Raw genomic sequence first — 19,949 nt, 5'->3', positions numbered from 1 at the left:
CGTCTATCGCTACAATGCATCGCTTCCTTCCAAATCTTTTCCAATTTAATCTTATCAAATTATGGATATTAAAACAATATTTTCTCCTTTTCTAATGAGGTTCCCCCATACAGAAAAAGAGGGCCGCGCAAGGCATATTCACCCAGCACGGCTCCTCTTCCTCTTATTCTAACTGCTAGCTTGCCTACGCACTGCTGTATTTTCTAAGGCTCAATGCCCCATACAAGCGTGCCGTTTTGGTAAAGCGTCACTTTATTCCAATCGACGAGCGAGGTGTTGGTCGCATCGAAGGAATAGTCATTGGCCTCATTCAAGTTGGACCAATCATTTTTGGAGACGCGCGTCTGAATTAGTCCGCTCGATCCGCCCCCTGCAATGGAGCCTGCTGCGGCTGTGAAGCTGATTTCTAAATACGTATCAGCTGTTGCAGTCGGCGAGCTCATTGTCACGAAGGAGGCCTGCACATTGCTGCTGCCCACTTGTGCATAGTCACTCCAGAAGCTATGCTGCTGCGTGCCATCGGCCGTGAAGTAATAGCGGATTTTCAGCGTGCTCAAGTCCACCGCAGTCGTGCCCTCGTTCAAAATATTAAAGTGCGCCATCATCGCATTGTTCGTTGCATTCGTATCTGCCGCTCTATACTGGACCTTAAGATTGCCGCCAACTGGTGGCGCGACAGGCGTTACGGCTACCGTATTGGAAAGCTTTGTGCCAGCAGCATTTTCAGCGACAATTCGGTACGTATAAGTGGTTCCATTCACAACCGTAGCATCCGTATACGTCGTTGTTGTCAGGCCAGTTGCAACAGGGGCAAAAACGCCGCCTCCCGAGGAGCGCTCAACATTATAGAAGTCCGCTCCACTTGCTGCTGTCCAGGAAAGTGCCGCTGATGCATTGCCTGCGGTTCCCGTCAAGACGAATGCTCCAGGTACGACCGAGCCCGGTGCCTGAGGCGTTACCGACACCTGTACTGAATTAACGGATTCGCCTACTGCATTGACAGCGCTCACCACATAATAGTAGGTTATGCCATTCGTGACACTCGTGTCGCTATAGCTTGTGCCGCTAACGGCAGTCGCAATCGTCGTGTATGGCCCTCCAGTTGTCGCAGCACGCTTCACATTATAGCTTGTTGCGCCAGGAGTCGTGCTCCAGCTCAAGCTGGCCTGTGCATTTCCAGCTGTTCCTGTCAGTGTCGCCGGAGCGCCAGGAACGGTTGGAGCTGACGTTGTGCCCAGCAAACGGTCATACTCAGCATAAGCCGTTGCAATATCTACCTGAGACCAGAAACGGTGGTATTTAAACGTCGGTACGCCATTATCCCATGTTTGCGTCGTGTTGTTCCACGACGTGTTATACAGATTGGATAAGTACGACCATTGCGGGTCCTGCTTGATCAACGGACGCAAATCAGCATAGCCGATATAGACGCCATTGCCGCCTTTAGCCGGATCGGACGCCACTGCACCGCTGCCTGGAAGCGCGTTGCCTTGGCCAAACGTACCCGTCCAGCCGCCTGGGAAGTAAATTTCCTTCGTGAAGAAACGGTTGTAATCTGCGCGTTGCTCCTCTGTGACGATACCAACGCCATCGTTGTAGGTCCAAGCCGTGTCAAGAAGCTTGGAAGCCATTTCCTTCGCTTCCGCTCCAAGCGGAGTGAGGCTTCCCGTCTCAGCCTGCGTACCCGCGGCGAAGAACGTGAGTGCTTTAACATAAGTGCCGAGCGCGCCAACGTCCTGACTCGGATTGAGCGTAGTCGCATGGTAGGTCGGGTTGCCTGTATAAGAGCCGAATCCATTCCATGTATCCGGCTGACCACTCCACTCTTGGCCTCCAGGAATCCAGAACTCGCCTGGTGCAGCTACAGTAGCTACATTCACATTGCTGCCGCCCAGTATACGCTGTCCTTGCGCATTTAAATAGTAGCCGTCAGCATCCGTGACCGGACGCTCATCGACAAATACATAATCCAACGTCCAAGCTACCCACTTCTGGATAACGGTTTTAGCCATTTGGAAATTTTCCGAGCTAAGGTCGCCATTTTCAGCCAAAATGTAATACAACTCAGCTACACGCTCAAGCGGCCATACCTGGAAGCCAAACCAAGTGTTCGAATCCGGATCATGATAAACCGGAGCCTCATCATAAGCCATGCCATAGAATTTGCTAACGCCTGCCGGATAAGCGGAGTATTGACCATTCCAGCTGTTTGTTGCACCACCGCCCATTGCGCCTTCAGACGATTGCAGCCATGTATAAAATTCAAGCTGACGTTTAAGCGATGCATTCCAGTCCGTCTGCGCCGTCGCAGATGCTGGGATAAGTCCGCCATCCTGTGATGATAGAGCATATGCGGCAACCGGATTTTGGTAAGCCTGATGCGCGTGGCTTGCGCCGATACGCCAAGCCCAATTTCCAGAACCTTGCTCCAAGCCGCCGCCCCATGACGTATACCATGCCATTAAATAGGAGCTGGAGTCTTTGCCCGTTCCCGGAGTTGGAGCACCGTTGCTTGCACTTCCTATCTTTTGGAAATATTTATCGTACATACCGTAACGGAGATAATCGCCCATCTTTTTCGCTTTATTCAAATAGACGGGATTGTTGTAGCCAAGCTCCTTCGCCCAGTACATCACTTGTACAGCACGGCCGTCCGCATCCGTCGCATTCGTATAGCGCCACTGCTTCGCAGGCGCCTGATTTTCCTTCGTGAACAGGGTCATAAAGCCTTCACCTGTTTTGCCAAAGGTTTTATCGTCCTGGGAAGGATGCGGGATTGCCTCCCACACCGACTCCTGCTCGCCGCGCTGGAACGTATTGACGTAAGTAGACGTATGATTCGGATTAAGAAGATTTCCATAATTGTACCAATTATCAACGTCAATCAGCCAATGCATCAAATAAGTCTGGTTGTTGCCGTACGTCGCCTTCAGCTCGGCATCAAGCGGGTCTTTTCCCGCTGTATATTTGCCGGAAAGCTGCACCGGATATTGATCCGGGAACGGCTTTTCATCCGCATACGTCGCTGGGCTATTCGGATTGTAGTAGCTCATTGTTGGCTGTTCTTCCTTGCCGTCTCCTTCATTAACCGGAATGATGTACTTCTCCATATTGTCCCAGGCCGCTTCCAAATGGCTCCAGTCCTGCGTGTAGTGACCATATAGTGTCTCCAGCCACAGCCAGTAGCTGTAAGCCTCTGAAGTACCCATATGACCGTAATCCGGCGCTTCGCTAACTAGCGTTTCAATGGAGTGATAAGGGATGCCTTCCGGTGAAAAATAACCGTTCGACGGATTTTTGATTTGGTCGTACATTTGCAGGAAGCGCGACTCCTCCATGCTGACTGCTGCCGCAGCAGCTACGGATACTTTTGGAGTAGATCCCCAAAGTCCGGTGGACAGCGTAACGAGCAGCGTTGTAGACAAGACGAGTCCCGTCACCTTTTTCGAAGCTTTCAATGTGAAAATCGGTTTCATTTCATTTTACCTCCCCAATTTGGAATAACGACTTGCGACTGCTATTATGGTTCGATTCCCCATACGAGTGTTCCATTCTGGTAAAGCGTCACCTTGCTCCAATCGACGAATGTTGTTTTTGTTGCATCGAACGAATAATCATTCGCCTCGTTCAGATTCGACCAGTCTGTTTTGGAAATACGGCCTTGAATTAGCCCACTGCTGCCACCTGCACTAATGGAGCCTGCTGCTGCAGTGAAGCTGAGCTCCAAATACGTATCTGCCGTTGCTGCTTGCGAGCTCATGGTCACGAAAGCACCCTGCACATTGCTGCTGCCTACTTGTGCATAATCGCTCCAGAACTGATGCGACTGCGTGCCATCAGCTGTGAAGTAATAGCGAAGCTTAAGCGTATTCAAAGCTACAGCGCTTGAACCGTTGTTGAAAATTTCAAACTGCGGCATCATCGCATTGTTCGTAGCATTCGTATCCGCTGCACGGTATTGCACCTTCAAGCCGCCTGCCGGAGTTGGCGTTGGACTTGGCGTCACTGTTGGTGTCGGCGTTGGCGTCGTCGACGGTGTCGGTGTAGGACTCGGCGTTGTTGTTGGTGTTGGTGTCGGCGTTGGTGTAGCAGAAGGCGTTGGAGTTGGTGTTACACCGCCTCCAGCCGGCGTCTGACCGAACACGAGCGCTCCAGCATCGTACACCGGAATTTTAGCTGTCTTTACTGCCTGGCTTGATGAAAGCCCTGCATACGAATAATCATTAGCCGGATTCCATGCTCCTTGAGGAGCGGAAATACGGATTTGAATTTCCTTGCGGAAATGCGGTTGTCCGCCTGGATAGATTTTCGTGCCTGTAAAGTCTGCCAGTACATAATAAATATGGTTTGCCTCGTCAAACGGCTTCAAGCTAACCGTTGCGCCTTGATTATAGTTGGCAGTAACACTTACGTTAGCTGCAGTGTAGCCGGCCGCATATACCTCACTTAAATCAAGGAAGTAGCGGAAGGATAATTTGTCTCCCATACGAGCAGGCCATGCCGATTTATTATTTATGAATGCTTTAATTTCAGTAAAATTGGAGCTGGACTGGCTTACTTGCGCTTCTACAAACATTTCATCTTCCTTCGTTTCAGCTGGCGGGAAGTTCGCAAGCGGCTGTTGGCCTGCACCATACAGCAAATTCATTTTTGCAAGTGAAGCCGTAAAGCCTGCATTGTAGTCCGTCGCTACTTCGTTGCTCACATAGTCATCAATAGAATCCGTATATTGATCCGAAGCATTAGGCCCCCCTACCAATGCGCCATAAAGGATATGACGATGCGAGGTTGGATTGCCCGAGCTATCTGACCATGAGCCGTGTGACGTACGATGATGCGGGTGCTCCGGTGCATTGACGCCATAACCGACTACGTAGCTGCTGTTGCGCGGATTGTCGCCTAGCATATATTTAATCTGGCTAACGGCAAAATCGTTATAGCGCGCTTTTTTGACCGGGTCCGCTACAAAATCGGAATATACAAATGCCAGGAAAGAAGCATTAGCCGCATAACGCAGGGAGCCCCATGCATCCAGCCATGCCAAGCCGCCAGGCGAATACGTAATTCGCGATCCGTTAGTACCAACGGTCCAATAGTTCAAATTGCGCTCAGTCGAGGCGATAAAATCACTGGCCTCCGGCCTTCCAAGCTCTGATGTAATCCGGGCGAGGAGCAATTGGGCGCCATAACGTTTGTCATCCCAGCCGATTGTCCATTTGTAAGCCCAAGAGTTGCTTGAGCTGTCCTTGTCCCAGTCATAAGCTGATTGAATCGCTTTATTCAAATAGGTGTTATCCTCTGTTGCCATATACAGCCAGGTTGCGGCCCAAGTCAGCTCATCCATATAACCGCTCCACGAATTGTAGAAGGAAGCAACATCGGTAATGCAATCCGAATATTTGCCCCGGAAGTTGTCTGCAAAGCTATAAAGCTCCTTCGCATGCTTGAGCAACAGTGCGGAATAGGCTGGATCTGATTCTTTAAACACGATAGAGGAGGAAGCGAGCGCCGCCGCCGTCTCTCCTGCCAGGTCCGAGCCACGGCATGTTTCCGTGATTTTGAAAGAAGGACGCGCCATTTGCATCACTTCCGCAGGTCCCCACCAAGCATGATCTATGTTGCCGCCTCCAACCTGCCCCCAAAGCTCATTAGGCGCTGTGTGCGCTTTAACAAAATAATCGGTGGCCCATTTCAAATTGTCCAAAATTTCGTTCAATTGGCCAGCCTGCTCATAGCCTTCCTTATATTCATAAACCGACCAAGCCAGCATAGTTGCTGAAAAAGCCATCGGAAGCCCAAATTTCACATGGTCCCCAGCATCATACCAGCCGCCTGTCAAATCGACGCCATTATCAGCTCCGTCGAGCAAACCGGAATCGCCCCGCCATTCGACACGGTTCGTTTCAGGAAGGACCCCCGAACGCTGCGCTTCATAAAAATAAATCGCTTTCTGCAACGCCTCGGCATAATTATAATTGCCTGCCGCCTGAACGCTCGAGACTGGCTGCAATGGCAAACTGCCTAATAGCAGTGCGATTGCAAGTGTCTGAACGAGCATCCATTTGATCCGCATTTTGCGGTTTTTACTCAAAACCAACAACTCCTCTCATCATTTTCACTGCCATCCGCTTCGTATTTGCCCTTGTCCTTGTTCTCTCCTCCCTTCTGCTCCTATTCCGTCGCCCTCCCCACTGTAAAAACGAATATGAGGGTCTATTACCATTTTATAGGATTAAATTCAGGTGGCACTAGTCCTTTAAATGACTTCTTTACTGTCACTTTAATGACTTTTTTGGCGTTTTTTTCGTACAACCCCTACTTAAGTCCTTCCTTTTTCGAGGAGAATCGTTCAAACAGCTTCAGAATTGAAGGCGCTTTCAGTTCACTGCTCGTCTTACTTGACATACAAGCAAAAACGATTTCATCGTCCTACTAGGACGTGCGAAGAGCTTTGCCCTAGAAATATAAGCGGAGTATAAGTGTGAAACTTATAAATTCTTATATTTCAAAAAAGACCGCTCCACAAGCTGGTGCATGATGCACACTAGCTTGTGGAGCGGTCTCCCTTATCCAATAGCTACTACGTAAAAATTAGGACTTGAGCAAGGCTAAAAATTCGGAACGTAAAGCCGGATTAGAACGGAACTCGCCGCGCACAGCCGACGTCACCGTCATGCTGCCAGGCTTCTTCACCCCGCGGGAGCACATGCACAAATGCTCGCCCTCAACGACGACCATAACGCCATGCGGCTGCAATTCCTTGTCTAAAATATCTGCGATTTGGCTCGTTATCCGCTCCTGTACTTGCAAGCGCCTTGTAACAGCTTCTACTAGGCGAGCGAGCTTACTGAGGCCGGCAATTTTGCCGCTTGGAATATAACCAATATGTGCTTTGCCGAAAAATGGCGCCATATGATGCTCGCACTGGCTGTAATAAATAATATCTTTTACAATAACCAGCTCTTCATGCTGTTCATCGAACGTAACGCCTAGCACCTCGCTCGGATCAACCTCATAGCCTGCAAAAATTTCTTCATACATGCGGGTGACGCGTGCAGGCGTCTCCAGCAGCCCTTCCCTTTCCACATTCTCGCCCACGAGCTTCAAAATTTCCTTCACATGAAATTCGATCTGCTCCCGGTTCTGACTGACTTTAGAGTTGACGTAATCTTTCTTTCCCGCCATGCGGACCACCCTCTTTTCGCCAATCAGAAGCTTATGCCTTTATCTGCGCGGCATCTTCTGATTTTTGTTCATATTCTGGTGCTGGTTTTTCATCATGTTTTGGGCACGAGTCATCTGCTGCTTGTTCAGATTATAGCCCATTTGTTTTGCCATTTTTTGAATCATCTCTGGATCGCTCTGCATTTTCTCTAGCTGTTTGCGTAAATAGAATACGCCGATAAAAAATCCACCGACTGCCCCCACGATTAATGTCACAATCGGAATAATGTAACTCCACATAAAAAGCAAATCACCTGACCCTTTCCCGACTTAAACTTGTCTACAATGACCCCTATAATAGCATGTAAACCTGACATTCGCAAACGTTGGAAGCGCAAATGACTTTCCCAATTCCAGCAGCCGGCAAGTGCAGGCTGCTGCTGGATTAACGAGGTGCTGTATCGACACCTTCTGTTAGTGACAGTATCGCCTGCTCCATATAGCGCCGCGCGTCATCATCCGCTTCTTGCAGTAATGCCTGCTGAATCGCTTCCTCTGCTTCTGCGCCGCCGATACGGCCCAGTGACCATGCCGCGGTTCCCCGCATAACCGGGCGCACATCGTGCCGCAGCACTTGAATGAGATCCGGCACTGCGCTCCGCTCCTTAAAATTGCCCAGCGCAATAACCGCATTGCGCTGAATCGGCTTTTTCCCCCGCCAAGCAGAAGAACTGCTCGCATATAGACGTTGAAATTCTTTATTGCCCATTGTCAGCAATGGTGTAAGCAGCGGCTTAACCAGCTCATGATCGGGCTGGAGCTCCGGCTGATGCGTCCAGTTTTTGCCTCGATTTACTGGACATACGGTCTGGCAAGTATCGCAGCCGTACAGACGATTGCCGATTTTTCGCATGTAGCCGTCTTCTACAAAACCTTTCGTTTGCGTAATAAATGAAATACAGCGGCTCGAATTAAGCTGACCAGGACCAACGAGCGCGTCCGTCGGGCAAGCGTCAATGCATTTCGTGCATTCGCCGCAGCCATCAGTCACGGACTCATCCGGCTCCAGCGGCAAATTTGTAATCATTTCCCCAAGGTAGATCCACGAGCCAAGGTCCTCGGACAATATCGAGCAGTTTTTGGCGCTCCAGCCTAGTCCTGCCCGCTCGGCAACGGCTCGATCCGATAAAGCCCCAGTATCGACCATGCTTTCAGCGCGAAAGCCCGGTACACGCTCTGAAAGCCAAGCTTCAAGCCGCCCTAGTCTATTGCGCAGCACCTTATGGTAGTCCTCTCCCCAAGCTGAACGGGACAAAATGCCTCTTCTGGCTCCCGGCTCCGATTGAGGAGGCCGATGGAGCTTGGATGGGTAAGCGATCGCAATGGCGATAATCGACTGGGGCTGGTCAAACAACAGCGCCGGATTGGTACGCTTATCAATATCCGGCTCTTCGAATCCAGATTCATAGCCCAGCTCGCGGTGCGAAATCAGCCGTTGCTTCAAGGTGATGAACGGATCGGCAGAGGCGATGCCTATTTTGTCGATGCCAAGGCTGAGCGCGGCGGCTTTCATTTCTTTTTTCAATGCAGCATAATATGCCCGTTCCTCCATCCGTTCACCTCCCACAAGCTTCAGCCTATTGTTTGACGCGGCGTTGTCCCATCCCTATGCCTAGCCTTGCTGTAGCTAAATCTATAACGGCTTTATTTGTTTGTACGGCCATACGATAAACTGCGCCTTGCCCTCAATCGCTGCAATGGGAACCGTTCCAAACATTCGGCTGTCCTTGCTCGCCCGCGCATGACGGTTGTCCCCCATCACATAATAGCTGCCTGCCTCAACAGTTAGCGGCATGATGTCCAAATCCTCAATATTCGTATCAATATACGGTTCGTCCACAAGCTCGCCATTACGATACAATTGCTTGTTCGAAATTTCAATTCGGTCTCCCGGCAAGCCGACGACGCGTTTTACGAGCAGCTCCTGCTCTTTGCCAAAAGCTGAAGGGTCCTGCAATATAACGACATCTCCGATTTTTGGCGCACCGATCAAATATATGAATTTATTTACAAACAGCCATTCCTTCTCCTGCAAGGTTGGCTCCATGGAATGTCCTTCTACGGTAGAAAGATTAAACACAAACAGATGCAGCACTGCAACGATAATGAACGATATGCCAACGGTTTTCACCCATTCCCAAAGCTCCTTCGACCAGCCTGGGCGTTTAGCTGCCCCAAGCCGCCGCCGTTCTTCAGCTTCGCTGCTGCCGCCGCCGTCAAATGAAAATCTGTCCATTCCTTAACCGCCTCCGCCTTATAAGCTTTTGCGCCATGCTTCATAATAAGCAATAATCACTTCATCATGGAAGGGAGGCTCCTGCTCATCCATTTGCAAAAGCAGCTTATTCAGCCCCTCCAGCACATGCTCCTGCACATCTCTTGGATAGCCGTACTTTGCATTATGCAGCTCATATTCATCCTCATCCACCACTCGGCGGCTGCCATCCGGCAGACGAATGACATCCAAATCGTAATCAATATAGGTGAGCAGCGTATTGTTCCAAGTATATGGAGAAGTGAGATTGCAATAGTAACGAATACCGCCCTCCTCAAGCAGTGCAACCACATTATACCACTGTCCTGGCAGAAAAAAAGAAACCGCAGGCACCTCGCTCATCCAAACCTTGCCGCTGGCTTCCACAATAGGTGTCTCAAAGTTGATCGTCACCATAAACCCAAGTGCAGCGTGCTGCGGAAGGAGCAGATGTGCCGGAATAAGCCAATTATGCTCCCAGCAGCGATGAATGCTTCCATCGTGCTTGAAGCTCTTGATGACGCAATGCTGATAAGATTCCATATTGTTCTCCTTCTTACAGGTGTGAAACTTATATATTCTTATATTTGAAATAGAAAAGCATACCCCACCGCCAAAAGCAATGGCGATGCAGATATGCCCTGCAAACGGTTATTGGACAGCCAGAGGCTTGTCCTAACCTGCTATAATACTTAGCTGTTGAAAAGAGCGGAAAAAATCCTTGGACACATAGCCCAGCGATTCATAAAGCGGCAAAACGGCTTCATTGTGCTCATCAGCTGTAATTAAAATTTTCTTTACTTGGCGCTGTTGGAATCTTAGGCGCAATGACTCAATAAGTGCTTTGCCAATTCCTTGACGCTGATGGTCCGCATGGACCGCAACACGATAATAGTAGCCCGTGTTATTATCAATCGTACCAATAATGACACCTACAACTTCCGACTCATAGAGAGCGACGAGAACAAGCTCGCTATCCCATGACAATTGACGTGCAAAAGCTTCCATTGTTTGCTCGTAACATTCTTCAGTTAATACTTCCGCAAGAAGAGCCGTTAGCAACCTGTAATCTGATAATTGGAAGGAACGAACATTCATTATCGATACACACCTCTATACCATGTCATTGTGTTGCAATTTAATCATTATACTACATCTTCTGTCGTTTTCCTTCACAAAATTTTTAAATTTGCTAAAAAAAATCTAAGGATTTAGCGAATTATGACTGAAAACGCTTTATATTAAGCGCTTACATTAAGTTTTGACCCTTTTTCGCTCATTTGATCGGATTTTCTCCCGCTTATGCATAATTACATTAACTAATTGTCATGCTATTGGGGTCTACCTTATCTATTAAAATCCGACTTTTGAAACATCAATGTTGATTTATGTGGTCGGATAAGGGATAATAAGAAGAGTAATTTACATAATCCAATTTTAGGAGGCTGTTTATATTATGGCACATCAATTACCAGCACTTCCGTATGCGAATAACGCTCTTGAGCCCCACATCGACGCTCTGACGATGGAAATCCATCACGACCGTCACCACAACGCTTATGTAACAAACCTGAACGCTGCTTTGGAATCTGCCCCTGAGCTGCAAGGCAAATCTATTGAAGATTTGATTGGCGATTTGGCAAGCGTGCCTGAAGCGATCCGTACAGCGGTTCGCAACAATGGCGGTGGACATGCTAACCACAGCCTGTTCTGGGAAACAATCGGTCCTGACGCTGGCGGCGCTCCAACTGGCGCACTAGCTGCTGCGATTGACAGCGAGCTGGGCGGCTTCGATACATTCAAAGCTGAATTTGCAAAAGCTGGCGCTACTCGTTTCGGCAGCGGCTGGGCATGGCTTTCCCTGACAAAAGACGGCAAGCTGAAAGTTTCCAGCCTGCCGAACCAAGACAGCCCGATCATGGAAGGCGAAACGCCGCTTCTTGGTCTGGACGTTTGGGAGCATGCTTACTACCTGAACTACCAAAACAAACGCCCTGACTACATTGCAGCGTTCTGGAATGTTGTAAACTGGGCTGAGGTTGGCAAACGTTACGAAGCAGCTGTTAAATAATACAGCTTATTGTTTAAAGCGGGGTCTCCATGCGGAGGCTCCGTTTTTTTGTTTTCGGGCTTTTGTGTAAAACTATGCACAAGAATAGGCATTCGCCGCATAACATGAAGAAGGATAGTTAAATGCCTAACTCGACGTGCAAAGGAGTCTGACCTATCGCATGAACGATACTTACGGTTTCACCAATGGGCAAGTGCAGATTCATATCCCGCCATCTCCATCTTCCCGCGCAGGGCAAGACTGCGGCTGCGGCGGCCCGCGCATGCTGATGCCTGGAGGCCCGGGATTATTCCCGCCGGGGCCAGGACCGTTCCCGCCGGGGCCAGGACCGTTCCCGCCGGGGCCAGGACCGTTTCCGCCGGGGCCGGGGCCGTTTCCGCCGGGGCCTGGGCCATTCCCGCCGGGACCAGGGCCGTTTCCGCCGGGGCCTGGGCCATTCCCGCCGGGGCCAGGACCGTTTCCGCCGGGGCCTGGGCCATTCCCGCCGGGGCCTGGGCCGTTTCCGCCGGGGCCTGGGCCGTTTCCGCCGGGGCCGTTTCCGCTCCCGATTCCGCTGCCGATACCTATCCCTTTCCCACCGGGACCGCAAGGGACAGTAACGGTCGTTATTAACGGAGGACGGACGTTCCCTAATGTCACTCAGGCTTACCGAGTGATCCATCGCATTGGCATGACCATTTATCAGGCGCTGCTGGCGACCGGAGTCGTCCGCTTTGGCTTCAACGGACAAATTACTTCAATCAGCGGCATTCCAATCGGCGGCAACATCAGCTATCTGCTCCGACTGAATGGCAGAGTTATACCTTCTACGCTGCTCAATTTCCCGCTTCAGCGCAATGACGCCGTAGCTCTGGAACTGATCTACTCTCCTACTGGCCGCCAAAGCGATGAGGATTTAGCTGACATTTCCGATGTGACGCGCTCTTAACTAAGTCTATGAGTATCTGTATACAACAAGAGCAGTCCTACGCAAATGCGTAAGACTGCTCTTGTCACCTCTCTCAAACCTTTTGAAATATAAGAGTGCCCCGTAAAAATTATCTCTCTTCATCTTTTATAAAGAGGTCAAAATAATCACAAAGAACTTCAGTACACTTGTTTGAAGTTTTGCCTACCCATTTGTTCGATTTAAATATATTACAGTAGGAACAACTATATCGTAGATTATCATAGGTATATTTTAAATGTTCGAATTTTTCTTTCGGTGCAAAATGCTCAACATGATACGCGATATATCCCCCGTTATATTTATCCAAATCATCACAATATGCACAGCAATTATCAAAATCAATTGATCTTCTAACATGGAATCGAGTTCAAGGATTCTAGTATCTATCTCATCTGAAGTTCCTGCCAACGGTAGTATAATGGCTTTTGTCAAAGAGTATGTGGCCTCACATTATCAGGAGCAGGTGACAATGAAAGGAATTGCCAGTAAAACGTCTCTCCCTCCCTCCCTTCTATCTTGGGCAATTGTTCCGCAAAGCAACCGGTATCTGCTTCAATGACTACGTCCATCAGATTCGGCTGAATAAAGCACAGCTGCTACTGCCACTACAAGCAGCAAAATAGCCGACATCGCTGCTAGCGTCGGCTATCCGTGCCCGGACTATTTTGTGCAGCAATTCAAGAAATATACTTGCTGCACCCCTTCCTATTTTCGAAAAATAAGCTTTAGCATGTCATTTTCGTAGGGTTAATTTAGAGACTTGAAAAATATGCTCTAAAAAACTATTTTTATTTAAAGTTTTATTTAGAACCTTATATGAAACTACACTAAAAATAAGATGAATAGCATAACCTAATAAAACACCTAAGAAGTTCGCAATAGCATCATCAATATCTATCGTCCTATAGTTAAAATTTGTTGCGAATGAAATCAATATTTGTGTTGCTTCAAAAAACAAACCCCAAAAAACAGCATGAATCAAAATATTTCCTTTGTGAGTTAAATATCGAATAAAAAATCCATAGGGGACTAAAAGAATAATATTAAGCAGCATATTTTTATCAAACGCTCTAAAAGGAATATAGTTTAAATTATAAAAAAATTGAACAGTATCTCCTTTCATTGCCGCTATAGCCCTCGGATCAATAGGTATAGGCAGAAACGTCAATTTAAAAACATTAATCATGTAGACATAGAAAATTAAAAATAGAGTCATATATGTTAACGAGGATTTTTTTTTGAATTTCAAGTATAAAAGAGAAATAATTAAAATCAATATTGCGATCAATTTAAGATATATATTATTTTCATTAATCATCATTTCCCTCCTAATATATAATATTTTTAGTTATTCATAAAAAATCCAAAGGCGATGTATGCTCCATTAAAAGGAATATACATCACCTTTAGTATTTTCCCAAAAGGTTAATTCGTCACTAATGTTCCTTGTCCGCTAAGATCCCATCCATCATCTTCTAGTCTTGAGATAAACAAATAATATTCAGTTTCAGCGCTCTGAGTACCTAAACTTTGACTAAAAGATGTTGAAGTATTCAACTTCGCAACTGGAGTAACATTGGCAGTTCCAACATAAGTACCTGATTTTTTATATACTGCTATAGAAATTTGGTTTATTTTAGCAGGAGCTCCATTTGGATTATCATAAGGAGTTACCGTTCCACTAATACTCAAATTACCTTTACTTAATTTATGATATTTCCCATTAGCTGCACCATCTACTACTCGGAAAGTCAAATCAAAAGAAAAGGAGCTACTGTTTGCAGATGCAATAGGGGCAATTAATACACATAATAATATCATACCAAACATAATACTAAGTAACTTTTGTCTCATTTAGATATCACACCTATCTCTTTTATTTGTCAAATACAGAATATTGCTCATTTCAGGATATCCTATTTATACCTTATCATTTTTATCTTTTTTTTGTAAATATGTTTTTAAAATGCCTATTAATTGATTATATTTACACTTATATTAAAACAAGTATGACTTTTAAAGTCGAACACTTCCGAATATTCAGTTTATTTAGGTATATGTAAAATATCAAATAGATTTTTTACATATGGCCTTTTAAAATAAAAAACCAGCACCCCTTAATCGGTTTGCTGGCTTTCTCTGCAATAAGCGTTAGTGCTGTTCCTTTTCATGCGCGGCCTGCTCAATCACCTTGCCTCTGCCGGTTATCAGCTTGAGCTGGTCGTTCTCATAGCCGACCTCGTAGATGACCTGATATTTGCTCAGCTTGTTTTTGCCGCTTACTCTCTCATCCACTGAAATAATCGCCGTCACAGTCGCTTGCTTATCGTTATTGACCGTTACATGCATATCGTCGATGACGACATTGCGCGTTGGCATATAGCCTTCACGAAATTCGTCATAGCTTTTGCCCTCTTTCCAGCTGCCGCCCAGCAAGGAATAGGCATATACATAATCGGCATTGTTCAGGCTGTCATAAAAATGAGTAACCAAGTAGCTGGCATATTCACTCATTGTCGCTTCCTGCTTTTCCATGCCATTGCCGTTCGTGCCCTCCTGCTCGGGCAGCACCCCCATTGGCTTCGACGACCATGCCTCCACTGTCGCCAGCACATTGACGATCGGAATGCTAAATCCGATCGAACCTTGCTCAATGCCTGCTGAATTAATACCGAGCACTTCGCCTGTCTCTCTTCTGACTAAAGGACCTCCGCTGTTTCCCGGCGCAATGGGCGCAGAAATTTGATACAAATCCTTATACGAATACGGTTCGATTGTAAAATTACGGCCTAAGCCGCTAATGATGCCTGTCGTTACTGTATTTTGAAAACCAAGCGGACTGCCAATCGCCATCACTTCATCGCCAATCTCCGCTTTTTTATTGCGAACCATCTTAAGCGGCTTCTCGCCAACCAGTGCCGGGACGCGGACAACCGCGATATCTGTCTCCTTGCTGATGCCAATGACTTCGCCATCAAGCTCCCTTGCATCAGACGTATGGATCTTCACCTTATGAACGCCGGAAACGACATGTGCATTGGTAATTAGGTCACCTTGATTATTGTACAAAAAGCCTGAGCCCTGCTTGCCATTGCTGCTTTCAATCATCACGACCAGCTTCTGGGTTTCATATATGACGTCTTTAAGCGGCTTGCCGGTTTTCTCCGAGCGCGCTTCTGACACGGCAAGCAGCGGCTTGCCGCTGAGCTGCTTGGGAATTTCGGAACGGATGAATACGACCGCTCCCGCCCCCATAAGCAGAAAAGCAACAGACAATATAAGGCTAAGCCAAGTTCCTTTTCTCATGAATATCTTCTCCTAGTCCAAATACCATGTAACATGATCGATAACGACAGTAGCATCGGCCTCTTCAATGCCTTCCACAGTTGCGTCGAAAGTAAAGGATTCGTTAGGCTCTATATAGTTAGGCATAGCGATAGACGTGCCCTTCTTCAAAATCTGCTTATCCTTGCCGCGCACCGAATACTGGATTTCAACGGAATAAATGGGCCGGGTGGCAGCATTTTTGAGCAAGGCATGAATTTTGAAGCTGCCCGTTTCATCAAAGCTCGTATCCACCTTAACGACCTGGGCGGCTGCCGTCTGGTTAAGCAAATCCTCTTCGGCCGCTTTCTGCATGGCACGCTCAATTCTTTCCTGCTCCGCCTTCTCAAAAGCCTGCTTCTCCGCATGAATGCTTTCAAGCAGCTTCGTCAAGTTCTTATCCTCCGGGGCATAGGCCATTCCCTTCTCTACGGTGGCGATCGCCTCAGAAAAGCTTTTTTTCTGAAGCAGCTCCTTCGTTTGCTGTTGGCATACAATCGCGATTTTGTCCACGATCTGCTTGCGTACAGCTACCGCTTCTTCGCCGCCTAAACCATTAACCGTATTAAGCTTCACCGTCAAAGCATCCAACGAGTTAATTTGGTCCAGCTCATTTTGCACCTGTACAACGACCATTCTAACATTTAAATCGGCGAACGCCTCGCGCAGTGGTGAAAAAATCTGCTCTTCCCGGCCTGCAAGCAACGTATTTAGTTGCTTCACTAGCGGTGCTGCCTCCGTCAAAGCTCCATTGTCCAGTTCGCTGGCCAGGCTGTTGATTTTATTTTCGATAGCAACCGCCTCGTTGACAATATCCATATCCTCCTGAAGAACACCGTAGGCTGGACGCACCTTCGCCGCCTTCTCAAGCTGGAGCATCGCTTCGTGATATTTGCCTCCCCAAGCTCTCTGCTTCGCTTGCTCATGCCATTCGGCGACATGATCATTCAAATCGCTTTCATATATGTAATAAGAAAAAACACCAGCAGACGTTGTAATAAATACGACGACCGGCACGAGCGCAATAATAAACTTACGCCCAGCCCCGGTACGGGCTCTTCTGTTTCGTACTGGCGCTTGCTCTGGCACTAGTGAGGCGCTTGCCTCCCGAACGAATAATTCATGCTCTTGAATGACAACAGCCTGCGTCTGCTCATTTGCCTGCGCGTCCTGAAGCAGCGGTTTCCCGCATTTGCTGCAATATACGGCACTAGGCTCATATTTATTTCCGCAATGTTGGCAATGCACCTGTGCTCATCTCCTGACGCAATCAAACTTTAATCTTCCTTCCCTCTATTCTATATGAAATAGTAAATGATCTCCATTTTTAAATGATGGGAAATAAAAAAAATTAATAAGCTCACTATTGAATGGGGAGATCTTACATGCCCCTCTCTCTATCCTAGCTATAAATATCAAATAATTCTAGCAAAAATTAATAGCTTTTTTCTTATCAGCATCTTTTATTACCAGAGCCCACACAGCGTGAAACAAGAAAAACAAGTTAAAAATATCAAACAACTCACTTAATCTTTTTTTCTTCTTCAGTTATTTTAAAAATATATTTAATTTTATATTTTAAAAAATCCACATGTACATATAATAAAATTTATAAATTTATTAGCTAGAAAGAAGATAAAGATTAATCATTTGTTGAATATGATAAAGAAAACGGAATTTTATTTTAGTGAGACTTACGTTTTTTGACATTTAGAATTATTTTGATATAATTTGGATGATATGGTTTTTAAATATGAGCAACAAAGAATTTTGCTACATTTCTATTGAACAGATTCCACTAGTTTCTTTCGTTTGAATTGCTGGCCAGCATTCAATATAAAAAAGATAAAATATGGAGGCTGAAAATTGAAAAAAATACTAGTATTAGTGTTAATGTTGGGTATATTACTAACCTCAAGTTTTCCCGTTGCAGCAAGTGAGATGACAAACACGCCAACAGATAATTCAAGTTTGACTGAAAAAGAACTGTTCTATATCATTAATGAGATGGGGCTAACCTCAGAAGAAATTCCATTTTTCGACAAAAATACTTTAAGGATGCTTATTGATAACAATGCGAGAAAAATCTCTAATACCGCCCCAAAACTATATAGTCTCGAAAGTGAAGGCCAAAACACTAATGATTTTACTGCTCGCGCACTTATAAAAGATCAAGATATCTCAATATTCGGGGTTGCTTTGGAAATGACGAGCGATGTTCCAGGCAGTAAAAAAATATATATTCTCGGTTCTTTTCAATGGCTGGTTAAACCATTACTTCACTTTACTGATAAAATGTCTGTAGGTTACCCCGTTACTAATGAATTCTACCTCCCTACTTCTGGAGGAAGCATCAGACAACATAACAATGAAACGTGCAATTTATTTGGTCAAAACGGATGGACTTGCACTTCTTCAACTACACCTTCAAACCATGATATAGGAGCAGGAGTTGCAGCATCCTTTGATTTAATCGGGACTGCTAATTTAACAAAAGGTTCATTTAATCAAGTAGTATATACACAAAAAAAATCCGGAAAATCTAATCTTTTGTTCCGTTATGGACATCGGGTTCTATTAGGTACAGTAGGAGTTTCAGTGTTTCCTAGTATTGGCTTAGCGGTCACACCAGGAACGACTACTGAAACGCTAGATTATGTAACTGAAATTTCTTGGTAATAAAAAGGTGTAGAGAGAAATCTCTACACCTCCTCTACACCTCATTAATTTCAGGAGGGAATTCAATGAAATATGCATTTCTAGCGAGTTTAGTTTCAATAGTTATTTCTGTCATTCTCTTTCTAATCATAGGTTCATTAATAAATCTATCAGATGACATTCAGCTCATATTAGCTGTCGCTATAGTAGTATCCTTACAACTATCATTTCTTACCGGATTACACTTTAAACCCAAAAATGATAAACAATAATTTCACTGATATGAGCTGCCCATACTCCTAATTACCGTCCTTTATTTGTCTAGAACATCGCTGACTAGCTACGAGGGAAAGGGGCTGTCCAATAAGTCCCTAAAATAAAAAGTTGGGCGGAAAAACGTAATGTTTTCCGTCCAACTTTTTTTGTGCGAGTGTACTTGCAGAAAGGTCAATTAAAAACTCCTATTAATTGCATAAGTATAGCATACCGCCAACTTGTACGTACATATTTCCATATCAAATCCAATAATGGACTTGACCCCTTGCTGCGTTTTCTCTATGCTCCATAAAAAAGCAAGAACAAGGCCTAAGCCTTGCTCTTGCTTTAAAAGGGAACGAATTAGCGGCTCGCTATTCGCATATTAAGCGCTTTGCGATAGAGTAAGGCGCAGCTGCACGGTAACGTCATTTTCAGTATCCATCACCACATTATGCGGGTTCTTCATACCAAACTCCTCAAACGTGACGACCGTCTCACTCTCCACATTCAGCTTGCCGCCGCTGTATGCCGCTTGTCCTGTAAAGGTAACCTCCTTCGTAATCCCTTTAATTGTCAAGTCGCCAGTCATAATAAGCGGGAATGTTTCTCCGTCCTTCACTTCCGCTGGCAGCGCCTCAAACTTGGTAGCTTTGAACGTGGAGCTTGGGAAGTTGGCCACATCGAGAAAATCCGCTTCTTTCACATGGCCGTCGCGCTGTCCATTGCCAGAATCAAGAACGTTCATATCCAGACTCGCATCTGCCGCATTAGCTGCCGCATCCGCCGTATCTACATTCCATGTTCCCGTTACGCCATTTACTTCAAAGTTAACCGTCTCACGGGAGGTCGTAACCGAGAAATACACATTAGAGGTGGAATCAATCGTCCACACCCCGTTTACATCTGCTACAGCTCCAGCAGCAGCAGCCGTCTCCGTACCATTCGTACTATTTGTGGAACTAGAATCTGCGCTATTCGTGCCTGATGCAGAACTCGCAGCCGTTGATTCCGTGCCTATTACACTCTTAATTTCCTTGTTGTTGCCTGTGAACGAATCATACATTGCATACGCACCTGCACCTCCTAACAATACCACCGCAGCAACTGCACCAATCACAACATTTCTCTTCTTCATCTAAAAGTCCTCCTTTGTTTTTAAAACTACATAATGTAGTGTTGTGGATTATATAAAGGCGAAGCGCGCCTTTCCT

Annotated in this window: 17 protein-coding genes; 4 read left to right on the top strand and 13 right to left on the bottom strand. The window is 46.3% G+C overall.

Annotated features, from left to right (window positions below):
- Positions 1–203 precede the first annotated feature (203 nt).
- The 8 genes from V5J77_RS03845 to V5J77_RS03810 form a co-directional block, all read right to left on the bottom strand.
- Positions 204–3,476, bottom strand: a complete 3,273-nt coding sequence (locus V5J77_RS03845; RefSeq protein ID WP_338554476.1) for a glycoside hydrolase family 48 protein — start codon at positions 3,474–3,476, stop codon at positions 204–206.
- 44 nt (positions 3,477–3,520) lie between these two features.
- Complete coding sequence (locus tag V5J77_RS03840; RefSeq protein WP_338556534.1) at positions 3,521–6,073, bottom strand: glycoside hydrolase family 9 protein; 2,553 nt, start codon at positions 6,071–6,073, stop codon at positions 3,521–3,523.
- 518 nt (positions 6,074–6,591) lie between these two features.
- Positions 6,592–7,185 (bottom strand): GTP cyclohydrolase I FolE, encoded by a 594-nt coding sequence (gene folE, locus V5J77_RS03835; protein WP_338554475.1) that lies wholly within the window; start codon positions 7,183–7,185, stop codon positions 6,592–6,594.
- Positions 7,186–7,224: 39 nt separating this feature from the next.
- Positions 7,225–7,464: a YneF family protein gene (locus V5J77_RS03830; RefSeq protein ID WP_338554474.1), complete on the bottom strand. Its 240-nt coding sequence runs from the start codon at positions 7,462–7,464 to the stop codon at positions 7,225–7,227.
- A 145-nt stretch (positions 7,465–7,609) separates the two neighbouring features.
- Positions 7,610–8,776 (bottom strand): tRNA epoxyqueuosine(34) reductase QueG, encoded by a 1,167-nt coding sequence (gene queG / locus V5J77_RS03825; protein ID WP_338554473.1) that lies wholly within the window; start codon positions 8,774–8,776, stop codon positions 7,610–7,612.
- 81 nt (positions 8,777–8,857) lie between these two features.
- Complete coding sequence (lepB, locus tag V5J77_RS03820; protein WP_338554472.1) at positions 8,858–9,460, bottom strand: signal peptidase I; 603 nt, start codon at positions 9,458–9,460, stop codon at positions 8,858–8,860.
- A gap of 18 nt (positions 9,461–9,478) precedes the next feature.
- Positions 9,479–10,021: a DUF402 domain-containing protein gene (locus V5J77_RS03815; RefSeq protein ID WP_338554471.1), complete on the bottom strand. Its 543-nt coding sequence runs from the start codon at positions 10,019–10,021 to the stop codon at positions 9,479–9,481.
- A gap of 132 nt (positions 10,022–10,153) precedes the next feature.
- Complete coding sequence (locus tag V5J77_RS03810; protein ID WP_338554470.1) at positions 10,154–10,576, bottom strand: GNAT family N-acetyltransferase; 423 nt, start codon at positions 10,574–10,576, stop codon at positions 10,154–10,156.
- Positions 10,577–10,934: 358 nt separating this feature from the next.
- Between V5J77_RS03810 and V5J77_RS03805 the strand changes: the two genes are divergently transcribed.
- Complete coding sequence (locus tag V5J77_RS03805) at positions 10,935–11,549, top strand: superoxide dismutase (protein WP_338554469.1); 615 nt, start codon at positions 10,935–10,937, stop codon at positions 11,547–11,549.
- Positions 11,550–11,709: 160 nt separating this feature from the next.
- Positions 11,710–12,477, top strand: coding sequence for a hypothetical protein (locus V5J77_RS03800; protein WP_338554468.1), 768 nt, complete (start codon positions 11,710–11,712; stop codon positions 12,475–12,477).
- Between the two features lie 754 nt (positions 12,478–13,231).
- Here the strand turns inward: V5J77_RS03800 and V5J77_RS03795 are convergent.
- The 4 genes from V5J77_RS03795 to V5J77_RS03780 all read right to left on the bottom strand — a co-directional run bounded on the left by V5J77_RS03795 (position 13,232) and on the right by V5J77_RS03780 (position 17,070).
- Positions 13,232–13,819 carry a VanZ family protein gene (locus tag V5J77_RS03795; protein WP_338554467.1) on the bottom strand — a complete coding sequence of 196 codons (588 nt, stop codon included), beginning with the start codon at positions 13,817–13,819 and terminating at the stop codon, positions 13,232–13,234.
- Positions 13,820–13,923: 104 nt separating this feature from the next.
- Positions 13,924–14,352, bottom strand: a complete 429-nt coding sequence (locus V5J77_RS03790; RefSeq protein ID WP_338554466.1) for a hypothetical protein — start codon at positions 14,350–14,352, stop codon at positions 13,924–13,926.
- A gap of 297 nt (positions 14,353–14,649) precedes the next feature.
- Positions 14,650–15,804 (bottom strand): trypsin-like peptidase domain-containing protein, encoded by a 1,155-nt coding sequence (locus tag V5J77_RS03785; protein ID WP_338554465.1) that lies wholly within the window; start codon positions 15,802–15,804, stop codon positions 14,650–14,652.
- A 12-nt stretch (positions 15,805–15,816) separates the two neighbouring features.
- A complete protein-coding gene (locus tag V5J77_RS03780) occupies positions 15,817–17,070 on the bottom strand; it encodes a zinc ribbon domain-containing protein (RefSeq protein WP_338554464.1) in 1,254 nt (417 codons plus the stop codon).
- Positions 17,071–17,688: 618 nt separating this feature from the next.
- Between V5J77_RS03780 and V5J77_RS03775 the strand changes: the two genes are divergently transcribed.
- Complete coding sequence (locus V5J77_RS03775) at positions 17,689–18,501, top strand: hypothetical protein (protein ID WP_338554463.1); 813 nt, start codon at positions 17,689–17,691, stop codon at positions 18,499–18,501.
- A 65-nt stretch (positions 18,502–18,566) separates the two neighbouring features.
- Complete coding sequence (locus V5J77_RS03770) at positions 18,567–18,752, top strand: hypothetical protein (protein WP_338554462.1); 186 nt, start codon at positions 18,567–18,569, stop codon at positions 18,750–18,752.
- Positions 18,753–19,120: 368 nt separating this feature from the next.
- Here V5J77_RS03770 and V5J77_RS03765 read toward each other — a convergent pair whose 3' ends face one another.
- Entirely contained in the window at positions 19,121–19,873 is a 753-nt protein-coding gene (locus V5J77_RS03765) for a YceI family protein (protein WP_338554461.1), read from the bottom strand.
- Between the last annotated feature and the right edge of the window lie 76 nt (positions 19,874–19,949).

It is taken from the genome of Paenibacillus sp. KS-LC4 (genome assembly GCF_036894955.1).
Classification (GTDB): Bacteria; Bacillota; Bacilli; order Paenibacillales; family Paenibacillaceae; genus Pristimantibacillus.
This window is presented reverse-complemented; position numbering and strand designations above follow the sequence as displayed.

Coding starts and splice junctions, on each gene's coding strand:
- V5J77_RS03765 (WP_338554461.1), bottom strand. CDS start 19,873: ATGAAGAAGAGAAATGTTGTGATTGGTGCAGTTGCTGCGGTGGTATTG.
- V5J77_RS03790 (WP_338554466.1), bottom strand. CDS start 14,352: ATGAGACAAAAGTTACTTAGTATTATGTTTGGTATGATATTATTATGT.
- queG (WP_338554473.1), bottom strand. CDS start 8,776: ATGGAGGAACGGGCATATTATGCTGCATTGAAAAAAGAAATGAAAGCC.
- lepB (WP_338554472.1), bottom strand. CDS start 9,460: ATGGACAGATTTTCATTTGACGGCGGCGGCAGCAGCGAAGCTGAAGAA.
- V5J77_RS03770 (WP_338554462.1), top strand. CDS start 18,567: ATGAAATATGCATTTCTAGCGAGTTTAGTTTCAATAGTTATTTCTGTC.
- V5J77_RS03830 (WP_338554474.1), bottom strand. CDS start 7,464: ATGTGGAGTTACATTATTCCGATTGTGACATTAATCGTGGGGGCAGTC.
- V5J77_RS03845 (WP_338554476.1), bottom strand. CDS start 3,476: ATGAAACCGATTTTCACATTGAAAGCTTCGAAAAAGGTGACGGGACTC.
- V5J77_RS03810 (WP_338554470.1), bottom strand. CDS start 10,576: ATGAATGTTCGTTCCTTCCAATTATCAGATTACAGGTTGCTAACGGCT.
- V5J77_RS03800 (WP_338554468.1), top strand. CDS start 11,710: ATGAACGATACTTACGGTTTCACCAATGGGCAAGTGCAGATTCATATC.
- V5J77_RS03805 (WP_338554469.1), top strand. CDS start 10,935: ATGGCACATCAATTACCAGCACTTCCGTATGCGAATAACGCTCTTGAG.
- V5J77_RS03815 (WP_338554471.1), bottom strand. CDS start 10,021: ATGGAATCTTATCAGCATTGCGTCATCAAGAGCTTCAAGCACGATGGA.
- V5J77_RS03795 (WP_338554467.1), bottom strand. CDS start 13,819: ATGATGATTAATGAAAATAATATATATCTTAAATTGATCGCAATATTG.
- V5J77_RS03840 (WP_338556534.1), bottom strand. CDS start 6,073: ATGCGGATCAAATGGATGCTCGTTCAGACACTTGCAATCGCACTGCTA.
- V5J77_RS03785 (WP_338554465.1), bottom strand. CDS start 15,804: ATGAGAAAAGGAACTTGGCTTAGCCTTATATTGTCTGTTGCTTTTCTG.
- folE (WP_338554475.1), bottom strand. CDS start 7,185: ATGGCGGGAAAGAAAGATTACGTCAACTCTAAAGTCAGTCAGAACCGG.